The following is an 18,633-nucleotide window of genomic DNA, read 5'->3' as shown; positions in this document are numbered from 1 at the left end:
GAGGAAAAGACGAATGTGCGGTATTGTCGGTATCGCCGGTTTCATGCCGGTAAACCAGTCGATTTATGACGCGTTAACGGTGCTTCAGCACCGTGGGCAGGATGCTGCGGGTATCATCACCATTGATGCAAACAACTGCTTCCGTTTACGTAAGGCGAATGGCCTGGTAAACGATGTGTTTGAAGCCCGCCATATGCAGCGTCTGCAAGGTAATATGGGGATCGGTCACGTTCGTTATCCTACTGCTGGCAGTTCCAGCGCCTCTGAGGCACAGCCTTTCTACGTCAACTCACCGTATGGCATCACCCTTGCCCATAACGGCAACCTGACCAACGCCCATGAGCTGCGTAAAAAGCTGTTCGAAGAGAAACGTCGCCACATTAACACCACCTCTGATTCTGAAATCCTGCTCAACGTGTTCGCCAGCGAGCTGGATAACTTCCGTCACTACCCGCTGGAAGCAGACAATATCTTTGCTGCCATTGCTGCGACCAACCGCCAGATCCGCGGTGCATACGCCTGCGTGGCGATGATTATCGGTCACGGTATGGTTGCCTTCCGCGATCCAAACGGCATTCGTCCGCTGGTGCTGGGCAAGCGCGACCTTGGCGATGGCCGTACCGAATATATGGTTGCCTCTGAGAGCGTGGCGCTGGATACCCTGGGCTTCGAATTCCTGCGTGACGTTGCGCCGGGCGAAGCGGTGTATATCACCGAGAAGGGCCAGCTGTTTACCCGTCAGTGTGCCGACAACCCGGTCAGCAACCCGTGCCTGTTTGAATACGTCTATTTCGCCCGCCCGGACTCCTTCATCGACAAGATTTCCGTCTACAGCGCGCGCGTAAATATGGGCACGAAGCTCGGCGAGAAGATTGCTCGCGAATGGGACGATCTCGACATCGACGTGGTTATCCCTATCCCGGAAACCTCCTGCGATATCGCTCTGGAAATTGCCCGTATTCTGGATAAACCTTACCGTCAGGGCTTCGTGAAGAACCGCTACGTTGGCCGCACCTTCATCATGCCGGGCCAGCACCTGCGCCGTAAGTCCGTACGTCGTAAACTGAACGCCAACCGCGCCGAATTCCGTGATAAGAACGTTCTGCTGGTGGATGACTCCATCGTGCGTGGTACCACCTCTGAGCAGATTATCGAGATGGCGCGCGAAGCGGGGGCGAAGAAAGTGTATCTGGCGTCTGCCGCACCGGAAATTCGCTTCCCGAACGTGTACGGCATCGATATGCCAACCGCCAATGAGCTGATTGCGCACGGTCGCGAAGTGGACGAAATTCGTCAGATTATCGGCGCCGATGGCCTGATTTTCCAGGATCTGAACGATCTTATCGACGCGGTGCGCGCCGAGAACCCGGAGATTCAGCAGTTCGAGTGCTCCGTGTTTAACGGCGTCTATGTGACCAAAGACGTCGACCAGCAGTACCTTGACTATCTTGATTCGCTGCGCAACGACGATGCGAAAGCCGTTCAGCTGCAAAACGATCTCGAAAGTTTAGAGATGCACAACGAAGGTTAATCTCTCTGCAGGTGAGGGCGTTCGCCCTCACTTGCAACTCCCCGCGAAATCCTGCACAGTCTGCCCTGAAATCAGTAAGGGCGAAAATCATGAAACGACTCATTGTTGGGCTCAGCGGTGCCAGTGGCGCCATTTACGGCGTACGTCTGCTGCAGGTTTTGCGCGACGTAGCGGAAGTCGAAACCCATCTGGTGATGAGCCAGGCGGCGCGACAAACCCTCTCCCTTGAAACCGATCTCTCCCTGCGTGATGTTCAGGCACTGGCCGACGTCGTTCACGACGCGCGCGATATCGCCGCCAGCATCTCCTCAGGCTCGTTTAAAACCGCTGGCATGGTGATCCTGCCCTGTTCAATTAAAACGCTCTCCGGCATTGTGAACAGCTATACCGACACGCTGGTGACGCGCGCGGCGGATGTCGTGCTAAAGGAACGTCGCCCGCTGGTGCTTTGCGTGCGGGAAACGCCGCTACATCTGGGGCATTTGCGCCTGATGACCCAGGCCGCCGAGCTGGGCGCCGTGATCATGCCGCCGGTACCCGCGTTTTATCATCGCCCGCAGTCGCTGGATGATGTGATCAACCAGACCGTCAACCGCGTGCTGGATCAGTTTGATATCGACCTGCCGGAAGATCTCTTCACCCGCTGGCAGGGAGCCTGATTCTGTGCACACATGCTGTGCATGAAAAGAGACGTTGCCCTGTTTCAGGGCAATTATGCAACGGCGATCATATCCTCGACATTTAATTCGTTTTTTCCCTTTTTCTCTCTCCGGTTCGTTCGGCAGACCTGCTATCTTTCACCATTAAGGCAATATCGCAACGTTTTATTAACATATTTAACGTCGAAGTTTTGACCAGACGGCAATGTGGCATAAGACCTGCAAGAGAAGCCTGCAACACAACACACAACACAATACATAATAAAATCACGGTACTTGAGGGTAAATGTATGAAGAAGACGGTTCTGGCTCTGTCTTTGCTGGTGGGGTTAAGTGCGGCGGCAGGTAGCTATGCAGCGCTTCCACAGACGGTTCGTATCGGTACAGACGCAACCTACGCGCCATTCTCTTCCAAGGATGCGAAAGGCGATTTCGTGGGGTTTGATATCGATCTGGGAAATGAAATGTGCAAACGCATGCAGGTGAAATGCACATGGGTGGGCAGCGACTTTGACGCATTAATTCCGTCGCTGAAAGCCAAGAAAATCGATGCCATTATCTCTTCTCTCTCTATCACCGAAAAACGTCAGCAGGAGATTGCCTTCTCTGACAAGCTCTACGCCGCTGATTCACGTCTGATTGCTGCTAAAGGCTCCCCGATCCAGCCGACCATCGACTCCCTGAAAGGCAAGCATGTTGGCGTGCTCCAGGGGTCAACGCAGGAAGGTTATGCCAATGCTAACTGGCGCGAGAAGGGTGTCGACGTGGTTGCCTATCAGAATCAGGATCTGATTTACTCTGACCTGTCGGCGGGCCGTCTGGATGCTGCATTCCAGGATGAAGTCGCCGCGAGCGAAGGCTTCCTGAAGCAGCCAGCCGGGAAAGACTACGCTTTTGCAGGCCCGTCCGTGAAAGACAAAAAATACTTTGGTGACGGCACCGGTATTGGCCTGCGTAAGGATGATACCGAGCTGAAAGCCGCCTTTGACAAAGCGTTTACAGAGCTGCGTAAAGACGGTACTTACGACAAACTGGCGAAGAAATACTTCGACTTCAACGTCTACGGTGACTGAGACCTGACGGTGATGCACTGAAAAGAGGCATCAGGCGAAGGGGTGATCCAGTATGGTGCGTTAAATGCACTATATTGGATCGCTTTGTGCATACTTACGCATTTATAATGCAAAATATCCCGGCCCGAAGGCATTAATCTTTGCCTGAAGGTGGGGATTAATGGCACATTAGCACCACCCCGTCGTCGTAAAAATCCCGTATGAAGACAGTTTGTTGAGGACAAATATGAAAAAACTCGTGTTGTCACTATCTCTGGTGCTGGCCTTTTCCAGCGCCACCGCGGCATTCGCAGCCATTCCGCAGAAAATCCGTATTGGTACCGATCCAACCTATGCGCCGTTTGAGTCGAAGAATTCAAAGGGTGAATTGGTGGGTTTTGACATCGATCTGGCCAATGAGCTGTGCAAACGCATCAAAGCGCAATGTACCTACGTTGAGAACCCGCTGGACGCACTTATCCCATCCCTGAAAGCAAAAAAAATCGACGTAATTATGTCCTCGCTCTCCATCACTGAAAAACGCCAGCAGGAGATTGCCTTCACCGACAAACTCTACGCGGCCGATTCACGTCTGGTGGTGGCGAAGTCTTCTGATATTCAGCCAACGCTTGAGTCGCTGAAGGGTAAACGCGTGGGCGTGCTGCAGGGCACCACCCAGGAAACCTACGGTAACGAACACTGGGCGCCGAAGGGGATCGAAATTGTCTCCTATCAGGGCCAGGAAAATATTTACGCAGACCTGACGGCCGGCCGTATTGATGCGGCATTCCAGGATGAAGTCGCGGCAAGCGAAGGCTTCCTGAAAACGCCGGTGGGCAAAGATTACAAGTTCGGCGGTCCGTCCATTAAGGATGTGAAGTTGTTCGGTGTGGGTACCGGTATGGGCCTGCGCAAAGAAGACAACGAACTGCGCGAAGCGCTGAACAAAGCGTTTGCGGAAATGCGCGCTGACGGTACCTATGACAAGCTGGCGAAAAAGTATTTTGATTTCAATGTGTACGGCGGCTAATCGCTCCGTCAAATAACGTGCGGCCCCTCCCGATGCGGGAGGGGAAAAGACACGGTTTCACCACTCACGATACGACAGGGCTCGCGGTATGCTGTACGGATTTTCTGGCGTCATTTTACAGGGCGCGCTTGTCACCCTTGAGCTGGCTATCAGCTCCGTGGTGCTGGCGGTGCTGATAGGTCTGGCGGGCGCAGGGGCGAAGCTTTCGGCTAACAAACCGCTGGCGCTCATTTTTGAAGGCTATACCACGCTCATTCGCGGCGTACCCGATCTGGTGCTGATGCTGCTCATCTTTTATGGTCTGCAGATTGCGTTAAACAGCGTAACGGATGCGATGGGACTGGGACAAATTGATATCGACCCGATGGTGGCCGGTATTATTACCCTCGGTTTTATCTACGGTGCCTACTTCACCGAAACCTTCCGCGGTGCTTATATGGCCGTGCCGAAAGGTCACATTGAGGCGGCAACCGCATTTGGTTTTACCTCTTCACAAACGTTTCGCCGGATCATGTTCCCGGCCATGATGCGCTATGCGCTGCCGGGCATTGGTAACAACTGGCAGGTTATCCTCAAAGCGACGGCGCTGGTCTCTTTGCTCGGTCTGGAAGATGTGGTCAAAGCCACTCAGCTGGCGGGTAAAAGCACCTGGGAGCCCTTCTACTTTGCGGTGGTCTGTGGCGTGATCTATCTGGTCTTTACGACCGTCTCCAATGGTGTGCTGCTTCTGCTTGAGCGTCGCTACTCCGTGGGTGTGAAGAGGGCTGACCTGTGATTGAGATTATTCAGGAATACTGGAAATCCCTGCTGTGGACGGATGGCTATCGCTTTACCGGCGTGGCGATCACGCTGTGGCTGCTGATTTCGTCCGTGGTGATGGGCGGCATTCTGGCGGTGTTTCTCGCCATTGGCCGCGTGTCGAACAATAAATTTATTCAGTTCCCCATCTGGCTGTTTACCTACGTCTTTCGCGGTACGCCGCTGTACGTGCAGCTGCTGGTCTTCTATTCAGGCATGTACACGCTGGAAATCGTAAAAGGCACGGAAATGCTGAATGCGTTCTTCCGTAGCGGCCTGAACTGTACGGTGCTGGCGTTGACGCTCAACACCTGTGCCTATACCACCGAGATCTTCGCCGGGGCTATTCGTTCCGTGCCTTATGGCGAGATTGAAGCGGCGCGGGCGTATGGCTTTTCGTCGGTAAAACTTTACCGCTGCATTATTCTGCCATCGGCGCTGCGTATTGCGCTGCCTGCGTACAGCAACGAAGTGATTCTGATGCTGCACTCCACTGCGCTTGCCTTTACCGCGACGGTGCCGGATCTGCTCAAAATCGCGCGCGATATTAACTCCGCGACCTATCAGCCGTTTACCGCGTTTGGCATTGCGGCGGTGCTCTATTTAATTATCTCTTATGTCTTGATTAGCCTGTTCCGCAAGGCTGAAAAACGCTGGTTGCAGCATATAAAACCTTCTTCGACGCACTGAGAAAAATGATGGCTGAGAACAAATTAAACGTTATTGATTTGCACAAACGCTACGGCGAACATGAAGTGCTGAAAGGGGTGTCGCTGCAGGCGAATGCAGGCGACGTAATCAGTATCATCGGCTCATCCGGCTCGGGTAAAAGTACCTTCCTGCGCTGCATTAACTTCCTCGAAAAACCGAGTGAAGGCTCGATTGTGGTGAGCGGGCAGAATATTAATCTGATACGCGATAAAGACGGCCAACTGAAGGTGGCGGATAAGAATCAGCTGCGCCTGCTGCGCACGCGTCTGACCATGGTGTTCCAGCACTTCAACCTCTGGAGCCATATGACGGTGCTGGAGAACGTGATGGAAGCGCCGATTCAGGTGCTGGGCCTGAGCAAACAGGAAGCCCGCGAGCGCGCGGTGAAATACCTGGCGAAAGTGGGTATCGACGAGCGTCAGCAGATGAAATATCCGGTGCACCTCTCCGGCGGTCAGCAGCAACGTGTCTCCATCGCCCGCGCGCTGGCGATGGAACCCGAAGTGCTGCTGTTCGATGAACCGACCTCAGCGCTGGATCCTGAACTCGTTGGCGAAGTGCTGCGCATCATGCAGAAGCTGGCCGAAGAGGGCAAAACGATGGTGGTGGTGACGCACGAGATGGGCTTTGCCCGTAACGTTTCTAACCACGTCATCTTCCTGCATCAGGGCAAAATTGAAGAGCAGGGCCATCCGGACGACGTCTTAGCGAATCCGCAAAGCCCGCGTCTGCAGCAGTTCCTGAAAGGCTCCCTGAAATAACGGGGGTTTTCCCTCTCCCCGTGGGAGAGGGTTGGGATGAGGGCATCAGACCGCACCACACTCCAGCCGATAGACCCAGTCGTCATACCGCACCCCATTAATTTCATATGCCTTTTCCAGTACCTGCGTACGCACAAACCCGGCTTTCTCCAGAACGCGCACCGACCCGCCGTTATCCGCCAGCACAAACGCGTTAATGGCCTTCACGCCGGTCTGGTTAAAGGCGTAATCACACACCGCGCGCAGCGCCTCGCTGGCAATACCTTTCCCCTGCGCAGCAGGCACAACCGTATAGCCGATATCTGCCTCTTCATGATTCGCCGGGCTGATTTGCAGGCCAATATCGCCAAGCGGGGTCTCCTCATCCCGAAAACGGATCACGAAAACATGCTCGGCCATCAGGCGCGCGGCAAACACGCGTCGGGTCTCTTTTTCCGGCGCGATGGTGGACATATAGCGCATGATGTCGCGGTTTTCACGCAGCGAGCGGAAGAAGGCCCAGTCGGTGGGTTCGAAAGGAGTGAGATGAAGCCGGGGAGTGGTGATGGTTGCCATTGTTACGCCATTTCATCGGAACATGGCGTACAACTGTAACATATTCACCGCACCACATCCCCCAGCGCCTCTTCTAAGTCATACCAGCGGAACGCGAACCCCGCCGCTTCCAGCCGTTTGGGTAGCGCCCGTTGTCCGCCTAATACCAGCACGGACGCTTCACCCATCATCAGGCGGATCACCGTGGCAGGTACGCGCAATATCGCCGGGCGGTGCAGGGCGTGCCCCAGTGCGTGAGCAAACTGTTCATTACGCACCGGATATGGCGCGACCATATTAAACGGTCCGCGCAAATCGTTATCCAGCAGCCAGAGAATGCCGTTGACCATATCGTCGATATGGATCCACGCCAGATACTGACGGCCGTTGCCAATCGGTCCACCGAGTCCCAGCTTAAAAGGCGGGAGCATTTTGCCCAAAATACCGCCGTTCGGCGCCAGTACCACACCGGTACGCAGCAGGCAGACGCGGGTACGATCGCTTTGCGCCGCACAGGCGATGCGTTCCCACTGGGCACAGAGTTTATGGGTAAATTCGTTGTGGGGCGGCTCTTCCTCGGTCACCACCACTTCGCCAAGATCGCCGTAATAGCCCGTCGCTGAGCCCGAAATCAGCACCGACGGCGGCGTGTGGCTGTTGCGAATCAGCTCAACCAGCTTCTCGGTGATGTTCCAGCGGCTGCTGCAGAGCCGCTGTTTCTGCTCTTCGGTCCAGCGCTTATCGGCAATGGGTTCACCCGCGAGGTTGATGACGGCATCAAAGCCGTCCAGATTCTGCTGCTCAGCCAGCCCTTTCCAGATGTCGACGCCTGCGCCGAGCACCTGACGCGCTTTTTCCGGGCTGCGCGTCACCACGGTGATGTCATGATGCAGCGCCTGAAGACGCGCAATGAGATGGCGACCAATCAGGCCCGTACCGCCGGTCAGCAAAATCTTCATACAACCTCCAGGTTTATCCCTGGCGTCGCCAGCTTAACGTCATAGAGACGGAGTCGGCGTAGCGCAGGGCGTGAAGTTTATCGATCTCTACTTCAGCATAAGTGACCCAGTGATGATCGCGTGCGATATCGAGCACATCCTGAGTTAATTTCTCCAGCAGAGAGAAGCGGTTGTTCTCCACGTACTGAATGATGTTTTTGGTTATCGTGCGATAGTTCAGCGCGTCATTGATGTCTTCGCTGGCCCGCGCTTTGTCGGCGGGATAGTGAATAACCACATTAATGACAATATCCTGACGGTTGGCAATCTCTTCCTCTTTGATACCGATGAAGGTACGCAAGCGTAAATTTTTTATACGAATAATAGCGTCTGGCTGTGACATTGCAGGTCTTCTCCGTGTCAGTAATTGCCGCCCATAATACATGAGAGGCTTGCAGGCACACAGCCTCCTATAAGGTTAAATCTGCTGGATTTTTTGCAGTGCGCGTTCGGTGGCCGGGCGGGTACGGATACGTTCAAACCAGTTGTTCACCGCCGGGTAGGACGCGAGATCAATCCGGTGTTTTTCATGGGTATTCACCCACGGCCAGCAGGCGATATCGGCAATGCTGTAATGATCTCCCCCAAGCCACGGCGTTTTTTCCAGCCGCTGGTTTAGCACGCCATACAGACGTTGCGTCTCCACCTGATAGCGTTCTATCGCATAAGGGATGGGCTGCGGGGCGTAAGCGGTAAAATGGTGATTCTGTCCCAGCATGGGCCCAAGTCCGCTCGTCTGCCAGAAGAGCCATTGCAAGGTATGGTGACGTTCACGCAGCTCCCCGCTCAGGAGTTTGCCGGTTTTCTCCGCCAGATAGAGCAAAATTTCGCCGGATTCAAACAGGCTCAACGGTCTTCCTCCGTCGGCCGGCTGATTGTCAATAATGGCCGGAATTTTATTGTTCGGCGAGATAGCCAGAAAGAGAGGACTGAACTGTTCACCTTTGCTGATATCCACGCGAATGATTCTGTAATCCAGTTCGGCTTCTTCGAGAAAGAGGGTGATCTTATGGCCGTTTGGGGTAGGGGCGTAATAAAGGTCAATCATTCTCAACTCCTGTCCATGCGAATAGTAGTGCCACGACAACTGAGTATAGGTAATTGTTGTAAATCGTGAGTTTTCATCAAGTGACAGCGGGGCAAAGAGATTATATGTTGAGTAAAAAACCGATCAGCCGATGAGGATGTTATGAACCAGCCCCTAATCACGTTGTGGTCCGATGCGAATTTCTTTTCCCCCTATGTCATGAGCGTGTACGTTGCGCTGGCTGAAAAAGGGCTTACTTTTACGCTGAAGACCGTTGATCTCGACGGCGGGGAACATCTCAAACCGCAGTGGCAGGGTTACGATCTCACCCGACGCGTGCCGGTGCTGGAGGTTGACGGCTTTGCGCTGAGCGAATCATCAGCGATCGATGAATACCTGGAAGATCGTTTTGCGCCGCCCGAGTGGGAACGGATCTATCCTCACGATCTGCAAAAATGCGCCCGTGCGCGGCAGATCCAGGCGTGGCTACGTAGCGACCTGGTGCCGATTCGTGTAGAGCGCTCGACAGATGTCGTGTTTGCCGGGGTGAAAAAGCCAGCTCTGAGCGCGGAAGGTACGCACAGCGCCCAAAAACTGATTGAAACGGCCACGTCGCTTCTCGCGCACGGCAATCCGAACCTGTTTGGTGAATGGTGCATTGCCGATACCGACCTGGCGCTGATGCTGAACCGCCTGATCCTCAACGGCGATGAAGTCCCTCAGCTGCTGGTGGATTATGCAGCGTTCCAGTGGCAGCGCGCCTCTGTGCAGCGCTATGTGGCACTCTCCGCTAAGCGCGCGGGCTGATAAGCCCTGACGCTTCAGGTATGATAAGGGCAGTGAGTTTTCCGAGGGAGAGACGAATGAAATTGATGTTTGCGTCGGATATCCATGGATCGCTGCCCGCGACCGAGCGCGTGCTTTCTCTGTTTGCGCAAAGCGGCGCGCAATGGCTGGTGATTCTGGGGGATGTGTTAAACCATGGCCCGCGCAATGCGCTGCCAGAAGGCTATGCCCCTGCGCAGGTCGCGGAGAAGCTTAATCCGTTTGCCTCGCGCATCATTGCCGTGCGCGGTAACTGCGACAGCGAAGTCGACCAGATGCTACTGCACTTTCCCCTTACCGCTCCGTGGCAACAGGTACTGCTGGAAAACAGCCGCCTGTTCCTGACCCACGGGCACCTTTTCGGCCCGGATAATCTCCCGGCACTCGCGGCTGGCGATGTCCTGGTTTACGGTCATACTCATATTCCGGTGGCTGAAAAACGCGGTGAAATTTATCACGTTAACCCGGGGTCGGTCAGCATACCCAAAGGCGGATATCCTGCGAGCTATGGCATGCTGGATGGAAATACCCTGAGCGTAATCGCACTTAATGATCAGCAAGTTATTGCGCAGGTAGCGATTAATCCGTAAGTTACACCCCAACTGCAAACGCGCCGAAAGAGCGCTTAGACGAGAAGGTTTCCCGATGGTGGAGCAGAATCATTTGGCAAGTACTGAATGGGTTGACATTGTCAGCGAAGAAAATGAAGTGATCGCGCAGGCCAGCCGCGAACAAATGCGTGCAGAGCGTCTGCGTCACCGTGCAACCTACATTGTTGTGCATGACGGCATGGGCAAGATTCTGGTTCAGCGTCGCACGGATACGAAAGATTTTCTCCCAGGTATGCTGGATGCCACAGCGGGTGGTGTCGTGCAGGCCGATGAAGTGCTGCTGGATTCCGCGCGTCGTGAAGCGGAAGAAGAGTTAGGGATTGCCGGTGTGCCATTTGCTGAACATGGGCAGTTCTATTTCGAAGACGAACATTGCCGCGTCTGGGGCGGACTGTTTAGCTGCGTTTCCCACGGGCCTTTCGCCCTGCAGGAAGAAGAAGTGAGCGAAGTCTGCTGGATGACGCCGGAAGAGATTACCGCGCGTTGCGACGAGTTCACGCCGGATTCGTTAAAAGCACTGGCGCTATGGATGACCCGCAACGCCAAAAACGAATCCGCTAAGCCGGAAAATAAAGCGGAAAAAGAGGAAGAGGCTGAATAAGCCTTAACAGCTTTCCCGCAGACACAGGCTGGACGCGATAGGTTTATGGTCGCGCCAGTCTCCATCATTCAGACGTTCCAGTAACGCTTTCCCGGCCTCAATTCCAATCTTTCGATGCGGTACCGCCATGGTCGTCAGCGGCGGCTGACAGACGCGGCTGACGTCGCTATCCCCAAAGCCCACGACGGCAAGATCGTCCGGCACTTTGATTCGCCGACGCTGACACTCATACAGCACACCACAGGCCAGTTCGTCTGAAACGCATACCAGCGCATCCAGCTCCGGCCACGCCAGCAGAAACTCAGGCAGCTGCGCCGCACCGGTCGAGAAGCTCGGCGGCATGGCGGCGTTAATTACCCGGTTCGGCGACAGATGATGGCGCAGCATCGCTTTGTACCAGCCCTGCAAATGCTGCTGGAAAATCCACTGTTCCTGGTTGGCGCACAGCAGGCCGATATTCTGGTAGCCGCGCTTAATAACCATTTCTGTTAGCTCATACATGGCCGCCACGTTATCAATCCCGATATTCATATCAATCGGGTCGGCGCGCATAGCACCCATCTCCATCACCGGGATGGAGGCATTTTTCAGCCAGTGGCGAACGGTGTCGGTATGCTCCACGCTGAGCAGGATCGCGGCGGCAATATTTGACGCCAGTAGCGTTTCCAGCAGCTTTTCCTCTTGTTCAAGACGATGCTGAGACTCGGCCAGCATGATCTGGTATCCGGCAGGCTGAAGCACCTGCTGTAGCCCGGCAAACATCTCTGAACACCCAGCTTCGGAAAGATTAGGAACAACCATTGCGATCGTCCATGACGACGCCGATGCCAGTGCGCTGGCGGCGAGATTGGGCATATAACCCAGTTCCTGCACCGCAGCTTCAATTTTTTCACGCAGTTTATCGGAAACCTGTTCCGGCGTGCGGAGCGCACGGGAGACGGTCATCGTGCCAACTCCGGCAAGCTGTGCGACATCCGCGAGCGTGACTTTTCCGGTACTGCGCCGTTTTCGGGTTAAAGACATACACCTTCCTGCTGACCAGACGCGTTCTTATTTCCTTCACTCCAGGTGACAGGCAGTATACGCCTTAAATCCCTTTTTTTGCTGTGATTTCACACGATGATGGCATTTTGATAGCGCTATCACACTTCTGCATGTTAATCGTTGGTAGCGCTATCTTTGTGACCGGGATCGCAGTCAAGGATTGATGGGTTGAATAAAGTTTGCTCATCTTTGGCGTGACGACGGAGTGAAAAGTGCTCAAAAAGTGGATATATGATACAACCATCACACTTCAGGAGAGCGTTGAAAGCTGGCCTCAGGCGCTGGAGATATGCGCGAAACCGTTACTGGAGCTGCAGGTGATTGAACCGGAATACGTGACGGCAATCATTCAGCAGCACCATGCTTTAGGACCGTATTATGTGCTGGCACCAGGGCTGGCCATGCCGCATGCGCGGCCGGAAGAAGGCGCCAAAGGACTGGGGTTGTCATTACTAAAACTAAAACAGGGTGTCTCTTTTGGTGCCGGGGAGTTTGACCCTGTCGATGTCATTATTATGCTCGCGGCACCGGACAAACATAGCCATATCGAGATGATCTCATCGCTGGCAGAGTTATTTTCCAGCGACGAAGATATGGAAAAATTACATCAGGCGAATACCCTGGAGGACATTAAAACCATTATTGACCGCTTCTGATTTAATTCTTTAATCCGATTATTCACAACATTACGCGCCAGCGTGATGGGGCGTGCTCTACTCATAAAAGGGGACAACAATGAAAATCATGGCTATTTGTGGGTCTGGCCTGGGCAGCAGTTTTATGGTCGAAATGAACATTAAAAAGGTGCTCAAAAAGCTGGAAATTGACGCCGAGGTTGAACACTCCGATCTCTCCTCCGCCACGCCGGGCGCGGCTGACCTGTTCGTGATGGCAAAAGATATTGCCGCCAGCGCCAGCGTACCGGAAAGCCAACTGGTGGTGATCAATAACATCATTGATATCAACGAACTTGAAGCGCAACTGCGCGCCTGGTTCGAAAGACAATAATCCTGATAAGGCGAGGTGGATATGTTTATCCTTGAAACGCTGAATTTCGTTGTTGATATTTTAAAAGTCCCTTCGGTGTTGGTCGGATTAATTGCCTTGATCGGTCTGGTTGCGCAGAAAAAAGCGTTTTCAGATGTGGTGAAGGGAACCATTAAAACGATTCTTGGTTTTATTGTGCTGGGCGGTGGCGCCACGGTGCTAGTGGGGTCATTAAATCCATTGGGGGGTATGTTCGAGCACGCCTTTAATATTCAGGGCATCATTCCCAATAATGAAGCGATTGTTTCGATTGCGCTGGAAAAATACGGTGCCTCTACCGCGCTGATAATGGCGTTTGGGATGGTGGCGAATATTATCGTCGCGCGCTTTACCCGTCTGAAGTACATCTTCCTGACCGGGCACCACACGTTTTACATGGCGTGCATGATTGGCGTAATTCTCACCGTGGCGGGCTTTGAGGGGGTAGGGCTGGTCTTTACCGGATCGCTGATCCTCGGCCTGATTATGGCTTTCTTCCCGGCCATTGCGCAGCGTTACATGAAGCGCATCACCGGTAACGATGAGATCGCCTTCGGCCACTTCGGCACCCTGGGCTACGTGCTGTCCGGCTGGATTGGCAGCAAGGTCGGCAAAGGCTCTCGTTCAACCGAAGAGATGAACCTGCCGAAGAACCTGAGCTTCCTGCGCGACAGTTCGATCTCTATCTCCCTGACGATGATGATTATCTACCTGATCATGGCGGTGAGCGCCGGGCGGGAGTACGTCGAAGCCACCTTCAGCGGCGGTCAGAACTACCTGGTTTACGCCATTATCATGGCGATCACCTTCGCGGCGGGCGTTTTCATCATCCTGCAGGGCGTGCGCCTGATTCTGGCGGAAATCGTCCCGGCCTTTACCGGCTTCTCTGAAAAACTGGTGCCGAACGCACGCCCCGCGCTGGACTGCCCGGTGGTCTACCCCTATGCGCCAAATGCCGTGCTGATTGGCTTCCTGTTCAGCTTCCTCGGGGGAATTGTCGGGTTGTTCATCTGCGGGCAGTTCAGCTGGGTGCTGATCCTCCCGGGCGTCGTGCCGCACTTCTTTACCGGTGCAACGGCGGGCGTGTTCGGTAATGCCACCGGCGGACGTCGCGGGGCAATGATAGGCGCCTTCGCCAATGGTCTGCTGATTACCTTCCTGCCGGTTCTGCTGCTGCCAGTGCTGGGCGCGATTGGCTTTGCTAACACCACCTTCTCGGACGCCGATTTCGGCGCGGTGGGGATTGTGCTCGGTAACCTGGCGCGCTTCCTGTCACCGCTTGCCATCACCGGGCTGGTCGTGGCGCTGTTCGCGCTGCTGGTGGCCTACAACCTGTTTGCGAAAAACAAACCTGCGGGCGGTAACGCGCAGGAAAATACCGGAGCCAAATCATGAATGAGAATGAGATAACCGAGCTGGCGCGCCAGATTCGCCTTGAGACGCTGAAATCGCTGACGCAGCTCGGATTTGGACACTACGGCGGCAGCATGTCGGTGGTCGAAACGCTGGCCGTGCTGTACGGCGCGGTGATGAAAATCGACCCGGCGGATCCGGACTGGCCAGAGCGAGATTATTTTGTCCTGTCAAAGGGCCATGCGGGCCCGGCGCTGTACAGCACGCTGGCGATCAAGGGCTACTTCCCGGTGGAGGAACTGAGCACCCTGAACCAGAACGGTACGCGCCTGCCGAGCCATCCGGATCGCCTGAAAACACGCGGCGTGGATGCGACCACCGGTTCGCTGGGGCAGGGGATTTCCATTGCCGGCGGGATGGCGCTATCGCACAAGCTCGCGGGGCGACCGAATCGGGTTTTCTGCATTGTCGGTGACGGCGAGCTGAACGAGGGACAGTGCTGGGAAGCCTTCCAGTTTATTGCCCACCATCGTCTGAACAATCTGACGGTATTCGTCGACTGGAACAAACAGCAGCTGGATGGCGAACTGGATGAAATCATTTGCGCGTTTGACCTCGAAGGGAAATTTCGTGCCTTTGGTTTTGACGTGGTGACCGTGAAGGGAGACGACATTCCGGCGCTGCTGGACGTGACGTCGCGCGTGCCGGCGAAAGACGCCCGCCCGCAGGTGGTGATCCTCGACAGCATTAAAGGGCAGGGGGTGCCGTATCTGGAACAGCTCAGCAATTCGCACCACCTGCGATTGACCGCGGAGAGCAAAGCGGCCCTCAACGAGACGATTCGCCAACTGGAGGCTTCACATGATTAAGGTTGCACCGGCAGGACAGAAAGACGCCGTTGAGATGCGTAAGGTCTACGCGGGCTTCGTGGCAAAGCAGATTGAGGCCGAAAGCGAGATTATCGCCCTGGAAGCGGACCTGATGAGTTCGATGGCGATGGACGGCGTGGCGCGCGATTATCCGCAGCACGTGATTAACTGCGGCATCATGGAGGCCAACGTGATCGGTACAGCTGCCGGGCTGTCGCTCACCGGTCGCAAACCGTTCGTGCATACGTTCACCGCGTTTGCCAGCCGACGCTGCTTCGACCAGCTGTTTATGTCCCTGGACTATCAGCGTAACAACGTGAAGGTGATAGCCTCGGATGCTGGCGTGACGGCCTGTCACAACGGCGGGACGCATATGTCGTTCGAGGATATGGGCATCGTGCGCGGTCTGGCGCACTCGGTGGTGCTGGAGGTGACCGACGCGGTGATGTTTGACGATGTGCTGCGCCAGCTTATCGATCTGGAAGGCTTCTACTGGGTACGCACCATCCGTAAGCAGGCCCCGAGCGTGTATGCGCCGGGCTCAACCTTCACCATCGGCAAAGGCAACGTGCTGCGTGAGGGAAGCGATATTACGCTTATCGCCAATGGCATTATGGTAGCGGAAGCGCTGGAGGCGGCGCGTCAGCTGGAGCAGGAGGGGGTCAGTGCAGCGGTTATTGATATGTTCACCCTGAAGCCCATCGACCGTATGCTGGTGAAAAACTACGCTGAGAAAACCGGGCGCATCGTGACCTGTGAAAACCACAGCATTCACAACGGTCTTGGCTCGGCGGTGGCGGAAGTGCTGGTGGAAACCTGCCCGGTGCCAATGCGACGCGTGGGGGTGAAAGAGCGTTACGGTCAGGTGGGGACGCAGGACTTCCTGCAGAAGGAGTACGGCCTGACGGCACATGACATCGTGTCGGCGGCGCGAGAGCTGCTGTAATAAAAAAAGGCGACCCTTTGTGGTCGCCTTTTTGTTGCCCGGTGGCGCTAGCGCTTACCGGGCCTACGGTCCTGTAGGCCGGATAAGCGAAGCGCCATCCGGCAAGACCTTACAATTACTGCTGCTGCGAAGACTGGATCGCCGTCAGCGCGATGGTATAGACGATATCGTCAACCAGTGCACCACGGGACAGGTCGTTCACAGGTTTGCGCATACCCTGCAGCATTGGCCCGATGGAGATCAGGTCTGCTGAACGCTGTACCGCTTTATAGGTGGTGTTACCGGTGTTCAGATCCGGGAAGATGAACACGGTAGCGCGACCTGCAACCGGAGAGTTCGGCGCTTTGGATTTTGCCACGTCAGCCATCACGGCGGCGTCGTACTGCAGCGGACCGTCGATCATCAGATCCGGACGTTTTTCCTGAGCAATACGGGTCGCTTCACGCACTTTCTCTACGTCGCTACCTGCACCAGAAGTACCGGTGGAGTAGGAGAGCATCGCAACGCGCGGCTCGATGCCGAAGGCAGTCGCGGAATCTGCGGACTGAATAGCGATCTCAGCCAGCTGCTCTGCGGTTGGATCCGGGTTGATCGCGCAGTCGCCGTAAACATAAACCTGTTCAGGCAGCAGCATGAAGAACACGGAGGAGACCAGAGAACTGCCCGGTGCGGTTTTGATCAGCTGCAGCGGTGGACGGATGGTGTTTGCGGTGGTGTGAACTGCACCGGAAACCAGACCGTCAACTTCGTCCTGCTCCAGCATCAGCGTACCCAGCACCACGTTGTCTTCCAGCTGCTCGCGCGCAACGGCTTCGGTCATGCCCTTGCTCTTACGCAGTTCAACCAGACGGGCAACGTAGCTTTCACGAACCACTTCAGGGTCAACGATTTCGATGCCCGCACCCAGCTCAACGCCCTGAGACGCCGCAACGCGGTTGATCTCATCCGGGTTACCCAGCAGCACACAGGTCGCGATGCCGCGCTCTGCACAGATAGCCGCCGCTTTAACGGTACGTGGCTCGTCACCTTCTGGCAGAACAACGCGTTTGCCCGCTTTACGCGCCAGCTCGGTCAGCTGGTAACGGAATGCAGGAGGAGACAGACGGCGGCTGCGCTCGGAGGTCGCGGTCAGGGATTCGATCCAGTCTGCGTTGATGTAACCTGCAACGTATTCCTGAACTTTCTCGATACGCTCGTGGTCATCAACCGGCACTTCCAGGTTGAAGCTCTGCAGGCTCAGGGAGGTCTGCCAGGTGTTGGTATTCACCATGAAGACCGGCAGGCCAGTGGCAAACGCGCGTTCGCACAGCTTGCTCACGCGTGGGTCCATCTCGTAAGCGCCGGTCAGCAGGATGGCACCGATCTCTACGCCGTTCATCGCCGCCAGACACGCTGCAACCAGCACGTCAGGACGATCGGCAGACGTTACCAGCAGGGAACCTGCGCGGAAGTGTTCCAGCATGTGCGGAATGCTACGCGCACAGAAGGTCACGGACTTCACGCGGCGGGTATTGATATCGCCTTCGTTAACGATGGTCGCGTTCAGGTGACGCGCCATATCGATTGCACGGGTGGCAATCAGATCGAAGCTCCAGGGTACCGCGCCGAGAACAGGCAGCGGGCTGGAATCCTGCAGTTTAGCCGGATCAACTTTGATGACCTTCGCTTTGGAAGAGTCGTCGAAGATCTCAGACAGGTCTGGGCGAGTACGGCCCTGATCGTCAACCGGGGCGTTCAGTTTGTTCACGATCACGCCGGTGATGTTGGTGTTTTTCGTGCCGCCGAAGCTGCTGCGTGTCAGTTCGATACGCTCGTTCAGCTGTTCCGGGGTATCAGTGCCCTGGGACATGACGAAAACGATCTCTGCGTTCAGGGTTTTCGCGATTTCAAAGTTCAGAGACTGAGCAAACTGGTGTTTGCGCGTCGGGACCAGACCTTCAACCAGCACCACTTCTGCGTCCTGCGCATTTGCATGGTAGTTGGCGATGATCTCTTCCATCAAAACGTCTTTTTGGTTGCTGGAGAGCAGCGACTCAACGTGACTCATCTTCAGCGGTTCAGCTGCTGGCAGATTGGAGTTTTTGCGAACGATGGTGGTGGTCTGGTCAGGCGCATCGCCACCGGCACGAGGCTGGGCGATTGGCTTAAAGACGCTCAGACGAACGCCTTTGCGTTCCATAGCACGGATTACGCCAAGGCTGACGCTGGTCAGGCCGACGCTGGTTCCGGTAGGGATCAGCATAATAGTACGGGACAC

The 18,633-nt window shown here is 55.3% G+C and carries 21 protein-coding genes; 15 read left to right on the top strand and 6 right to left on the bottom strand.

All coding sequences use genetic code 11. The annotated features are described in order from the left end of the window. Positions 1-13 precede the first annotated feature (13 nt). The 7 genes from purF (at position 14) to hisP (ending at position 6,542) form a co-directional block, all read left to right on the top strand. Complete coding sequence (gene purF / locus L3068_RS15880) at positions 14-1,531, top strand: amidophosphoribosyltransferase (RefSeq protein ID WP_014884664.1); 1,518 nt, start codon at positions 14-16, stop codon at positions 1,529-1,531. Positions 1,532-1,620: 89 nt separating this feature from the next. Next, a complete protein-coding gene (locus L3068_RS15875) occupies positions 1,621-2,190 on the top strand; it encodes a UbiX family flavin prenyltransferase (protein ID WP_014884663.1) in 570 nt (189 codons plus the stop codon). 290 nt (positions 2,191-2,480) lie between these two features. Continuing rightward, positions 2,481-3,263 carry a lysine/arginine/ornithine ABC transporter substrate-binding protein ArgT gene (gene argT / locus L3068_RS15870; protein ID WP_014884662.1) on the top strand — a complete coding sequence of 261 codons (783 nt, stop codon included), beginning with the start codon at positions 2,481-2,483 and terminating at the stop codon, positions 3,261-3,263. Between the two features lie 226 nt (positions 3,264-3,489). Continuing rightward, on the top strand, positions 3,490-4,272 hold the full coding sequence (gene hisJ, locus L3068_RS15865) for a histidine ABC transporter substrate-binding protein HisJ (RefSeq protein WP_008502592.1): 783 nt from the start codon (positions 3,490-3,492) through the stop codon (positions 4,270-4,272). An 88-nt stretch (positions 4,273-4,360) separates the two neighbouring features. Beyond that, positions 4,361-5,047 carry a histidine ABC transporter permease HisQ gene (locus L3068_RS15860; protein WP_014884661.1) on the top strand — a complete coding sequence of 229 codons (687 nt, stop codon included), beginning with the start codon at positions 4,361-4,363 and terminating at the stop codon, positions 5,045-5,047. Next, entirely contained in the window at positions 5,044-5,760 is a 717-nt protein-coding gene (locus L3068_RS15855) for an ABC transporter permease (protein WP_008502590.1), read from the top strand. The genes L3068_RS15860 and L3068_RS15855 overlap by 4 nt, the downstream gene beginning before the upstream one ends. 8 nt (positions 5,761-5,768) lie before the next feature. Next, a complete protein-coding gene (hisP, locus tag L3068_RS15850; protein WP_014884660.1) occupies positions 5,769-6,542 on the top strand; it encodes a histidine ABC transporter ATP-binding protein HisP in 774 nt (257 codons plus the stop codon). 45 nt (positions 6,543-6,587) lie between these two features. On the opposite strand, the gene L3068_RS15845 is transcribed toward hisP, so the two are convergent. The 4 genes from L3068_RS15845 to yfcG form a co-directional block, all read right to left on the bottom strand. Then, the gene (locus L3068_RS15845) at positions 6,588-7,097 is read right to left on the bottom strand and encodes a GNAT family N-acetyltransferase (protein ID WP_117580788.1); all 510 of its coding nucleotides are present in this window, start codon (positions 7,095-7,097) and stop codon (positions 6,588-6,590) included. Between the two features lie 44 nt (positions 7,098-7,141). Next, positions 7,142-8,035 (bottom strand): TIGR01777 family oxidoreductase, encoded by an 894-nt coding sequence (locus L3068_RS15840; protein ID WP_023330978.1) that lies wholly within the window; start codon positions 8,033-8,035, stop codon positions 7,142-7,144. 13 nt (positions 8,036-8,048) lie between these two features. Next, positions 8,049-8,417 (bottom strand): dihydroneopterin triphosphate 2'-epimerase, encoded by a 369-nt coding sequence (gene folX, locus L3068_RS15835; RefSeq protein WP_023330977.1) that lies wholly within the window; start codon positions 8,415-8,417, stop codon positions 8,049-8,051. 75 nt (positions 8,418-8,492) lie between these two features. Then, positions 8,493-9,122: a GSH-dependent disulfide bond oxidoreductase gene (gene yfcG, locus L3068_RS15830; protein ID WP_058691113.1), complete on the bottom strand. Its 630-nt coding sequence runs from the start codon at positions 9,120-9,122 to the stop codon at positions 8,493-8,495. Positions 9,123-9,263: 141 nt separating this feature from the next. On the opposite strand from yfcG, the gene yfcF reads away from it, so the two are divergent. From yfcF to yfcD, 3 genes are read left to right on the top strand one after another with little or no spacing between them, the layout of a single operon-like run. Further along, on the top strand, positions 9,264-9,908 hold the full coding sequence (yfcF, locus tag L3068_RS15825; RefSeq protein ID WP_117580790.1) for a glutathione transferase: 645 nt from the start codon (positions 9,264-9,266) through the stop codon (positions 9,906-9,908). A 56-nt stretch (positions 9,909-9,964) separates the two neighbouring features. Further along, on the top strand, positions 9,965-10,516 hold the full coding sequence (gene yfcE, locus L3068_RS15820) for a phosphodiesterase (RefSeq protein WP_014884651.1): 552 nt from the start codon (positions 9,965-9,967) through the stop codon (positions 10,514-10,516). Between the two features lie 55 nt (positions 10,517-10,571). Continuing rightward, positions 10,572-11,138, top strand: coding sequence for an NUDIX hydrolase YfcD (yfcD, locus tag L3068_RS15815; protein WP_006811396.1), 567 nt, complete (start codon positions 10,572-10,574; stop codon positions 11,136-11,138). A gap of 3 nt (positions 11,139-11,141) precedes the next feature. Here yfcD and L3068_RS15810 read toward each other — a convergent pair whose 3' ends face one another. Beyond that, entirely contained in the window at positions 11,142-12,161 is a 1,020-nt protein-coding gene (locus L3068_RS15810; RefSeq protein WP_048997210.1) for a LacI family DNA-binding transcriptional regulator, read from the bottom strand. Positions 12,162-12,394: 233 nt separating this feature from the next. Between L3068_RS15810 and L3068_RS15805 the strand changes: the two genes are divergently transcribed. The 5 genes from L3068_RS15805 to L3068_RS15785 all read left to right on the top strand — a co-directional run bounded on the left by L3068_RS15805 (position 12,395) and on the right by L3068_RS15785 (position 16,376). Further along, positions 12,395-12,838, top strand: a complete 444-nt coding sequence (locus L3068_RS15805; protein WP_014884649.1) for a PTS sugar transporter subunit IIA — start codon at positions 12,395-12,397, stop codon at positions 12,836-12,838. A 79-nt stretch (positions 12,839-12,917) separates the two neighbouring features. Further along, the gene (locus L3068_RS15800) at positions 12,918-13,190 is read left to right on the top strand and encodes a PTS sugar transporter subunit IIB (RefSeq protein WP_014884648.1); all 273 of its coding nucleotides are present in this window, start codon (positions 12,918-12,920) and stop codon (positions 13,188-13,190) included. 21 nt (positions 13,191-13,211) lie between these two features. Next, a complete protein-coding gene (locus tag L3068_RS15795) occupies positions 13,212-14,603 on the top strand; it encodes a PTS ascorbate transporter subunit IIC (RefSeq protein ID WP_014884647.1) in 1,392 nt (463 codons plus the stop codon). Further along, positions 14,600-15,430 carry a transketolase gene (locus tag L3068_RS15790; RefSeq protein ID WP_023338574.1) on the top strand — a complete coding sequence of 277 codons (831 nt, stop codon included), beginning with the start codon at positions 14,600-14,602 and terminating at the stop codon, positions 15,428-15,430. Before L3068_RS15795 ends, L3068_RS15790 begins: the two co-directional genes overlap by 4 nt. After that, entirely contained in the window at positions 15,423-16,376 is a 954-nt protein-coding gene (locus tag L3068_RS15785) for a transketolase family protein (RefSeq protein WP_032635980.1), read from the top strand. Before L3068_RS15790 ends, L3068_RS15785 begins: the two co-directional genes overlap by 8 nt. Before the next feature lie 115 nt (positions 16,377-16,491). On the opposite strand, the gene pta is transcribed toward L3068_RS15785, so the two are convergent. After that, positions 16,492-18,633, bottom strand: a complete 2,142-nt coding sequence (gene pta, locus L3068_RS15780; protein WP_014884644.1) for a phosphate acetyltransferase — start codon at positions 18,631-18,633, stop codon at positions 16,492-16,494.

The organism is Enterobacter cloacae complex sp. ECL414, assembly GCF_021869685.1.
GTDB lineage: Bacteria > Pseudomonadota > Gammaproteobacteria > Enterobacterales > Enterobacteriaceae > Enterobacter > Enterobacter kobei.
This window is presented reverse-complemented; position numbering and strand designations above follow the sequence as displayed.

Bases quoted from the DNA above. Each gene is read 5' to 3' on its own strand.
- yfcD (WP_006811396.1), top strand. From the start codon at position 10,572: ATGGTGGAGCAGAATCATTTGGCAAGTACTGAATGGGTTGACATTGTC.
- L3068_RS15860 (WP_014884661.1), top strand. From the start codon at position 4,361: ATGCTGTACGGATTTTCTGGCGTCATTTTACAGGGCGCGCTTGTCACC.
- L3068_RS15785 (WP_032635980.1), top strand. From the start codon at position 15,423: ATGATTAAGGTTGCACCGGCAGGACAGAAAGACGCCGTTGAGATGCGT.
- L3068_RS15840 (WP_023330978.1), bottom strand. From the start codon at position 8,035: ATGAAGATTTTGCTGACCGGCGGTACGGGCCTGATTGGTCGCCATCTC.
- yfcG (WP_058691113.1), bottom strand. From the start codon at position 9,122: ATGATTGACCTTTATTACGCCCCTACCCCAAACGGCCATAAGATCACC.
- L3068_RS15795 (WP_014884647.1), top strand. From the start codon at position 13,212: ATGTTTATCCTTGAAACGCTGAATTTCGTTGTTGATATTTTAAAAGTC.
- hisJ (WP_008502592.1), top strand. From the start codon at position 3,490: ATGAAAAAACTCGTGTTGTCACTATCTCTGGTGCTGGCCTTTTCCAGC.
- folX (WP_023330977.1), bottom strand. From the start codon at position 8,417: ATGTCACAGCCAGACGCTATTATTCGTATAAAAAATTTACGCTTGCGT.
- argT (WP_014884662.1), top strand. From the start codon at position 2,481: ATGAAGAAGACGGTTCTGGCTCTGTCTTTGCTGGTGGGGTTAAGTGCG.
- L3068_RS15810 (WP_048997210.1), bottom strand. From the start codon at position 12,161: ATGTCTTTAACCCGAAAACGGCGCAGTACCGGAAAAGTCACGCTCGCG.
- L3068_RS15875 (WP_014884663.1), top strand. From the start codon at position 1,621: ATGAAACGACTCATTGTTGGGCTCAGCGGTGCCAGTGGCGCCATTTAC.
- L3068_RS15790 (WP_023338574.1), top strand. From the start codon at position 14,600: ATGAATGAGAATGAGATAACCGAGCTGGCGCGCCAGATTCGCCTTGAG.
- purF (WP_014884664.1), top strand. From the start codon at position 14: ATGTGCGGTATTGTCGGTATCGCCGGTTTCATGCCGGTAAACCAGTCG.
- L3068_RS15845 (WP_117580788.1), bottom strand. From the start codon at position 7,097: ATGGCAACCATCACCACTCCCCGGCTTCATCTCACTCCTTTCGAACCC.
- L3068_RS15800 (WP_014884648.1), top strand. From the start codon at position 12,918: ATGAAAATCATGGCTATTTGTGGGTCTGGCCTGGGCAGCAGTTTTATG.
- yfcF (WP_117580790.1), top strand. From the start codon at position 9,264: ATGAACCAGCCCCTAATCACGTTGTGGTCCGATGCGAATTTCTTTTCC.
- yfcE (WP_014884651.1), top strand. From the start codon at position 9,965: ATGAAATTGATGTTTGCGTCGGATATCCATGGATCGCTGCCCGCGACC.
- hisP (WP_014884660.1), top strand. From the start codon at position 5,769: ATGGCTGAGAACAAATTAAACGTTATTGATTTGCACAAACGCTACGGC.